Here is a 4001-nt window from a genome sequence, read left to right on the forward strand (position 1 = left end):
CTGTCGTCGTCGCCCGCTGGCATATCGCCGCTGGCCACCGCGTCGCGCAGCACGCCCATGAAGGCCAGCGGCACGCGGGACGCCGGTCCGACCGTCGCCTGCGGCGCCCGGTATCCCGGGACCGGCGAACCGTAGATCAGCGAGTACTCGTGCGGGTGCGCCAGCGCCCAGCCGCGGATCGCGTGACAGGCCGCCAGCCACCGGACCCGGGGACTCGCGCCGGCCGCGATCGCGGTCTCGGCGACCTCCCCCATGGCGTCGTAGGCGTCGATGATCAGCGCGGTCAGCAGGTCGTCGCGGCTCGGGAAGTAGCGGTACAGCGCCGAGGACACCATGCCGAGCTCGCGCGCGACGGCGCGCAGCGACAGTCCCTGCGCGCCCGTCTCGGCCAGCTGCCTGCGGGCCTCCTCCGTGATCTCGCGCGTCAGCTCGGCACGAGCGCGCTCCCGCGCGGTGGGGCTGGCCTTGACTGGGCTCATCTGGCACCTCGGCATAATAGAGATCAGTTGACACAAACGAGAGCACTGCTCTTGACAGTGCGGCTCGCATCGTGTTCACTGATCTTAGTCGAGAGCAATGCTCTCGCAAAGCCCGGGACGATGAAAACTGGAACGATGAAAAAACGATGAAAAGGAGAACCGCGATGAACGACAGCCCCCGTTACGTGCAGCCGAAGAAGGCCACCAACTTCTTCAACGAGTCCGTCGCCCGCCTGACCCGGCTGGGCATCAGCGTCTACGGCTCGCGCGTGCTGTACGTGCGCGGCCGCAAGTCCGGCGAATGGCGCAGCAACCCCGTCAACCCGCTGACTGTCGACGGCACCCGCTACCTGGTCGCGCCGCGCGGCACTACGCAGTGGGTCCGGAACCTGCGCGCCGCCGACGGCACCGGCGAGCTGCGCATCGGCCGGCGCGTCGAGCCCTTCCGCGCGACCGAGATCACCGACGACGACAAGCCGGCGGTGCTGCGGGCCTACCTGAAGAAGTGGAAGTGGGAAGTCGGCGTCTTCTTCGACGGCGTGGACGCCAAGGCATCAGAAGAGACGCTGCGCGGGATCGCGCCCGGATACCCGGTATTCCGGCTCGAGCCAGCCACGGTCACTCGCTGAAGTCGGCGGCCAGCTTGTCCATCAGCGCGTCGAGCCTTTCGTTCACCACTTGCCGCGCGGGGTCCGCCAGGTACCAGTCCGCGATCTCCCTGGCGCCCCGCTCGAACGGTATCGTCGCCCGCCAGCCGGGCACGACCGACCGCAGCTTGGAGTTGTCGAACACCATCGAGTTCGCCTTGTCCCCGAGCAGCCCGGCGCCCCACTCCTGGTCGGCCGCGGCGATCACGTCCGAGGGCACGTGCACGATGCGGGCGGTGACGCCGAGCGCGGCCGCCAGGGCCCGCGCGATCTGGTCCCAGGTGAGCACGTCGTCGGACGTGATGTGGAACGCCTCGCCGTACGTCCGCGGGTGCCCGAGCAGCGGCACGAACGCGCGCGCGAAGTCGTCGTGGTGCGTCACCGTCCACAGCGACGTCCCGTCCCCGTGCACGATCACCGGCTGGCCGGCCAGCATCCTGGCGAGGCTCGTCCACCCGCCGGACAGCACGGTCTTGGTCGCGTCGTAGGTGTGCGACGGCCGCACGATCGTCGCCGGGAAGTCGTTCTCCCGGTACTCATGGACGAGCAGGTCCTCGCAGGCGATCTTGTCTCGCGAGTACTGCCAGAACGGGTTCTTCAGCGGCGTCGACTCGGTGACCGGCAGCCGCTCGGGCGGCGTCTGATACGCCGACGCGGTGGAGATGAACACGTACTGCTTCGTCCGGTCCCTGAAGATCTCGATATCGGTGCGCACGTGCTCAGGGGCAAACGCGACGAAGTCAACGACTGAATCAAATTCAAGGTCTTCAATAGCATCCCGAACGGACGCGGGGTTCCTCACGTCCGCCCGCATCTCGTGCGCGCCGGCCGGCAACGGCCGCGTAGTGCTATGCCCCCGGTTGAGCGCGTACAGGTCGATGTCGCTTTCCACGGCCACCCGGGCGCACGCGGAGGAGATAACCCCTGACCCGCCGATGAAGAGAACCTTGAGTTTGCCCATGAACACCACCCTAAGCGGGCGGGGTTGCTTTCCATCGTCACGTCGTACTTGCCTTCGGCCGTGCCGACCGCGTCCGCCAGCTCCAGCAGCGCGTGCGCGACGGCGAGGAGATTGGCGTCAACGGCCGCGCCAGTGTCATGGAGCATCTTGGCGAGGGGGGTTTCCCAGGTCCCGGGGTCATCCTCGTACTGGGCCAGCACCAGCTCGGCGCCGGGCTGGTCGCAGACACGGTTCCGCACCAGACCGCGGAGTGTCGCGTACGCGGCCCTGATCGCGTCCTTCACGTCGTCTTTCAGCGCTTCGAGAGCGCCCTCGCTGGAACCAGCGGCGAGCGCCGCAACGATTAGCGTGATCGGGTCCATCCGCTCGTCCTTTCCGCCCGATATCGTCTCACGGAGAAGTACGCTCACGACAGCAGCAAGGTGCGTGCGGGGAGGATGGGGTTATGTACTCGGGCGTGGCCTATCAGGGGTCTTCGACGCGGGACCGGACGGCGACGCTGTTCGGGCAGACGATGGGGCTCGTCGCCATGACCGCGGCGTTCTTCGCGGCGGGGGCGTACGCGGGGCGGCACCTGTCGGAGGGGGCGGTGATCGTCGCGTGGATCGCCGCGTTCGTGGCGCTGCTGATCATGAACTTCGTGGCACGGCGGTCTTCGCCCGCCGCGGTCGTGCTGCTCGTGATCTTCGGGGTGCTGATGGGGGTGGCATCGGCGCCGACGCTGTATTGGTACGCGTCGACCAACCCGCAGATCCTGTGGCAGGCCGGCGGGGCGACCGCGCTGTTCATCGGGGTGTTCGGGTCGATCGGGTACCTGACCAGGCGGGACCTGTCGGCGGTCTACCGGATCGCGTTCTTCGCGCTGATCGCGCTGCTGATCTTCGGGATCGTGCTGATCTTCGTGCGCATTCCGCACGGATCGCTGATCTACGCCATCCTCGGGCTGGTGGTCTTCGCCGGGCTGACGATGGGCGACTTCCAGCGGCTGCGCCGGTCGCGCGGGCTGGATTCGGCGCCGTTGCTGGCCGCGTCGATCTTCCTCGACGTGCTGAACGTGTTCTGGTTCTTCCTCCGCATCTTCTCGGGCAGCAGGAACTGAGCCCACCCCGCGCGGTCCGCGACGCGCGCCCGTAGGATTCTCGGGAACGGGCAATCCGGTTGGGCGGGGGCACCGAATGCTCCGCGTGGAGGCGTATGACGATGTGCGCGGCGCGGTCTGAGCAGGAGCCCGCTGAGCGGGCTGACGCGGACCTGGACACGTTGCTCACGCACGTGGCGAAGGGCGACCAGGCCGCGTTCGAGGCGCTGTATGACCAGCTCGGGGCGTCGGTCTACGGCCTGGTCAGGAGGGTGCTCCGCAACCCGTCCCAGGCGGAAGAGGTCGCCCAGGAGGTCCTGCTCGAGGTATGGCGGGCCGCGTCCCGGTTCGACCCGGCCCGGGGCAGCGCGGCGACCTGGGTGCTGACGATCGCGCACCGCCGCGCCATCGACCGGGTGCGGGCGGAAGAGGCGGCCGCCGCGCGGGAGCAGCGGACCGCGCAGGCGCCGACCGCAGTCGACGAGGTGGCGGAGACCGTCGAGGCGAGCATGGACGCGGAACGGCTCCGGCGGTGCCTGGCCGGGCTCACCGAGCTGCAGCGCGAGTCGATCACGCTCGCCTACTACGGCGGGTACAGCTACGCGCAGGTCGCCGCGCTGCTGGACACCGCGCTCGGCACGATCAAGACGCGGATCCGCGACGGGCTGACCCGGCTGCGCGCCTGCCTGGGGGTGAGCTGATGAGACTGCGACTTCCCAGACCCTGGCGGCGTGACCTGCACGTCCTGGCCGGCGCGTACGCGCTCGACGCGCTCGACGACGCCGAGCGGGACCGGTTCGAGCGGCACCTGCGCCGCTGCCAGGCCTGCCAGAACG

The 4001-nt window shown here is 69.0% G+C and carries 6 protein-coding genes; 4 read left to right on the plus strand and 2 right to left on the minus strand.

Annotated elements, in window-relative coordinates:
* The coding region (locus WA805_RS27115) for a TetR/AcrR family transcriptional regulator (protein ID WP_425243759.1) at window positions 1-479 on the minus strand (479 nt) is incomplete at its 3' end.
* 164 nt (window positions 480-643) lie between these two features.
* Between WA805_RS27115 and WA805_RS27120 the strand changes: the two genes are divergently transcribed.
* Window positions 644-1108 (plus strand): nitroreductase/quinone reductase family protein, encoded by a 465-nt coding sequence (locus tag WA805_RS27120; protein WP_422288075.1) that lies wholly within the window; start codon window positions 644-646, stop codon window positions 1106-1108.
* Here WA805_RS27120 and WA805_RS27125 read toward each other — a convergent pair.
* A complete protein-coding gene (locus WA805_RS27125; protein ID WP_422288077.1) occupies window positions 1098-2087 on the minus strand; it encodes an NAD-dependent epimerase/dehydratase family protein in 990 nt (329 codons plus the stop codon). The two genes, WA805_RS27120 and WA805_RS27125, sit on opposite strands and share 11 nt — an antisense overlap.
* Before the next feature lie 445 nt (window positions 2088-2532).
* Between WA805_RS27125 and WA805_RS27130 the strand changes: the two genes are divergently transcribed.
* From WA805_RS27130 to WA805_RS27140, 3 genes are all read left to right on the plus strand, one after another.
* Window positions 2533-3186: a Bax inhibitor-1/YccA family protein gene (locus WA805_RS27130; protein ID WP_422277861.1), complete on the plus strand. Its 654-nt coding sequence runs from the start codon at window positions 2533-2535 to the stop codon at window positions 3184-3186.
* 101 nt (window positions 3187-3287) lie between these two features.
* Window positions 3288-3866 carry an ECF RNA polymerase sigma factor SigK gene (gene sigK, locus WA805_RS27135; protein WP_425243760.1) on the plus strand — a complete coding sequence of 193 codons (579 nt, stop codon included), beginning with the start codon at window positions 3288-3290 and terminating at the stop codon, window positions 3864-3866.
* A partial coding sequence (locus WA805_RS27140) for an RskA family anti-sigma factor (RefSeq protein ID WP_424561244.1) occupies window positions 3866-4001 on the plus strand: 136 nt, incomplete at its 3' end. The genes sigK and WA805_RS27140, both read left to right, overlap by 1 nt.

The organism is Trebonia sp. (genome assembly GCF_049794275.1).
Classification (GTDB): Bacteria; Actinomycetota; Actinomycetes; order Streptosporangiales; family Streptosporangiaceae; genus Trebonia.

Bases quoted from the DNA above. Each gene is read 5' to 3' on its own strand.
- WA805_RS27120 (WP_422288075.1), top strand. From the start codon at position 644: ATGAACGACAGCCCCCGTTACGTGCAGCCGAAGAAGGCCACCAACTTC.
- WA805_RS27125 (WP_422288077.1), bottom strand. From the start codon at position 2,087: ATGGGCAAACTCAAGGTTCTCTTCATCGGCGGGTCAGGGGTTATCTCC.
- WA805_RS27130 (WP_422277861.1), top strand. From the start codon at position 2,533: ATGTACTCGGGCGTGGCCTATCAGGGGTCTTCGACGCGGGACCGGACG.
- sigK (WP_425243760.1), top strand. From the start codon at position 3,288: ATGTGCGCGGCGCGGTCTGAGCAGGAGCCCGCTGAGCGGGCTGACGCG.